The organism is Streptomyces albidus (ex Kaewkla and Franco 2022) (assembly GCF_013870515.1).
Classification (GTDB): domain Bacteria; phylum Actinomycetota; class Actinomycetes; order Streptomycetales; family Streptomycetaceae; genus Streptomyces; species Streptomyces albidus.
On the sequence record NZ_JACBXA010000439.1, the window covers coordinates 1 to 2,514 of the forward strand.

The following is a 2,514-nucleotide window of genomic DNA, read 5'->3' on the forward strand; positions in this document are numbered from 1 at the left end:
GAAGCCCCGCCCCGGCAAGGGCACTTCCCTCTCCGCTCCGAACCGTCCCCGCATCCCGCTGCGCCCCCCGCGCGTCCCCAAGAAGCCGGGCCGCAGCCGTGGCACCCCGGCGCTCTTCGTACAGGCGAGGCGGGCATGGGACCGGCCGTTGACGGCGTACTACCTCATCCTCGGCGGCAGCCTCCTGCTGACGGTGCTCGGTCTCGTCATGGTCTTCTCGGCCTCGCAGATCGAGGCGCTCCAATCGGGGCTCTCCTCCACGTACTTCTTCCGCAAGCAGCTGATCGCCGCGGTCCTCGGAGCCGTCCTGCTGCTTGTCGCCGCGCGCATGCCGATGAGGCTGCACCGCGCCCTGGCGTATCCACTGCTGGCCGTCTCCGTCGTGCTGATGTGCATGGTCCAGATTCCCGGCATAGGGCATGCGGTGAACGGCAACCAGAACTGGATCTATCTGGGCGGCCCCTTCCAGCTCCAGCCGAGCGAGTTCGCCAAGCTCGCGCTCGTCCTGTGGGGCGCCGACCTGCTCGCGCGCAAGCGGTCCAGGCGGCTGCTCACGCAGTGGAAGCACATGCTGGTTCCGCTCGTACCCGTCGGGATGCTGCTGCTGGGGCTCATCATGCTCGGCGGCGACATGGGCACCGCGATCATTCTCACGGCCGTCCTCTTCGGTCTGCTCTGGCTGGCAGGGGCGCCGACACGGCTGTTCACGGGCGTGCTCGCGGCGGCCGCGGCGATCGGCGCGTTCCTCATCATGAGCAGCCCCAACCGCATGGCCAGGCTGGCGTGCATCGGCGCCACCGACCCCGGCCCGAACGACCAGTGCTGGCAGGCGGTCCACGGAATCTACGCGCTCGCATCGGGCGGATGGTTCGGTTCGGGACTCGGTGCCAGTGTGGAAAAATGGGGGCAACTCCCTGAACCGCACACTGATTTCATCTTCGCCGTGACCGGGGAGGAACTCGGTCTCGCGGGGACGCTGTCGGTGCTCGCTCTCTTCGCGGCTCTAGGCTATGCGGGTATCCGCGTGGCCGGACGCACGGAGGAGCCCTTCGTGAGGTATGCCGCGGGAGGCGTGACGACCTGGATCACGGCGCAAGCCGTGGTCAACATCGGTGCGGTGCTCGGCCTGCTGCCGATCGCCGGAGTCCCGCTCCCGCTGTTCTCCTACGGAGGCTCCGCCCTGCTGCCGACGATGTTCGCCATCGGGTTGCTGATCGCATTCGCGCGAAGCGACCCCGCGGCCAGAGCGGCTCTGGCCATGCGGCAGCCTGCTCTGCGGCAGCGCCTGCAGAGAAGGCTGGCAGGGCTGAGGTCAAAACGATGAGACGGTGCGCGGATCGGCGGCCGTCCGGAGAGCGGTGAATCAGCGTGCACGTCGTACTCGCCGGTGGAGGCACTGCCGGTCATATCGAGCCCGCGCTCGCCCTCGCGGACGCCCTGCGCAGGCAGGACCCGACCGTGGGGATCACGGCACTGGGCACGGAGCGCGGACTCGAGACGCGCCTCGTCCCCGAACGCGGCTACCACCTGGAACTCATCCCGGCCGTGCCGCTGCCCCGCAAGCCCACACCTGAACTGATCACCGTCCCCGGGCGGCTGCGCGGCACCATCAAGGCGACCGAGCAGATCCTCGAACACACCAAGGCCGACTGCGTGGTCGGCTTCGGCGGTTACGTGGCACTCCCCGCGTACCTGGCGGCCAAGCGGCTCGGTGTGCCGATCGTGGTGCACGAGGCCAACGCCCGTCCCGGCCTGGCCAACAAGATCGGTTCGCGCTACACGCGCCACGTCGCCGTCTCCACCCCGGACAGCAAGCTGCGCAACGCCCGCTACATCGGCATCCCGCTGCGCCGCGCCATCGCCACGCTCGACCGCAACGCGGCACGCCCCGAGGCGCGCGCCGCGTTCGGTCTCAACGCCAACCTGCCGACGCTGTTCGTCACGGGGGGCTCGCAGGGTGCCCGCCGCGTCAACGAGGTCGTGCAGCAGGCCGTACCGCACCTTCAGCGCGCGGGAATTCAGGTTCTGCACGCGGTGGGCCCGAAGAACGAATTGCCGCAGCCGGACAACATGCCCGGAATGCCGCCGTACATCCCGGTACCGTATGTGGACCGGATGGATCTCGGGTACGCCGCGGCAGACATGATGCTCTGCCGTGCGGGCGCGATGACCGTCGCGGAGCTGTCAGCGGTGGGGCTGCCGGCCGCCTACGTCCCACTGCCGATCGGCAACGGCGAACAGCGGCTCAACGCACAGCCGGTGGTCAAGGCGGGCGGCGGACTGCTCGTCGACGACGCCGAGCTGACGCCGGAGTGGATCCTGAGCAACGTGCTCCCGGTCCTTTCCGATCCGCACCGGCTGCACGACATGGCGCGCGCGGCGGCCGAGTTCGGTCGTCCGGACGCCGACGAGCTGCTGGTCGGCATGGTGAACGAGGCGATCGCGGCACGCCGAGGGTCACGGTGCCTCGATCCGTTCGGGGCGGCAGTCGCGTACGGCGGCGAAGTAGTCGCC

1 protein-coding gene and 1 pseudogene are annotated in these 2,514 nt (G+C 69.5%); both read left to right on the plus strand.

Translation table 11 applies throughout. The annotated features are described in order from the left end of the window. Positions 1-52: 52 nt before the first annotated feature. Positions 53-1,362, plus strand: a pseudogene (gene ftsW, locus H5J26_RS30225) (putative lipid II flippase FtsW). Positions 1,363-1,368: 6 nt separating this feature from the next. Next, a partial coding sequence (murG, locus tag H5J26_RS30230; RefSeq protein ID WP_309238128.1) for an undecaprenyldiphospho-muramoylpentapeptide beta-N-acetylglucosaminyltransferase occupies positions 1,369-2,514 on the plus strand: 1,146 nt, incomplete at its 3' end.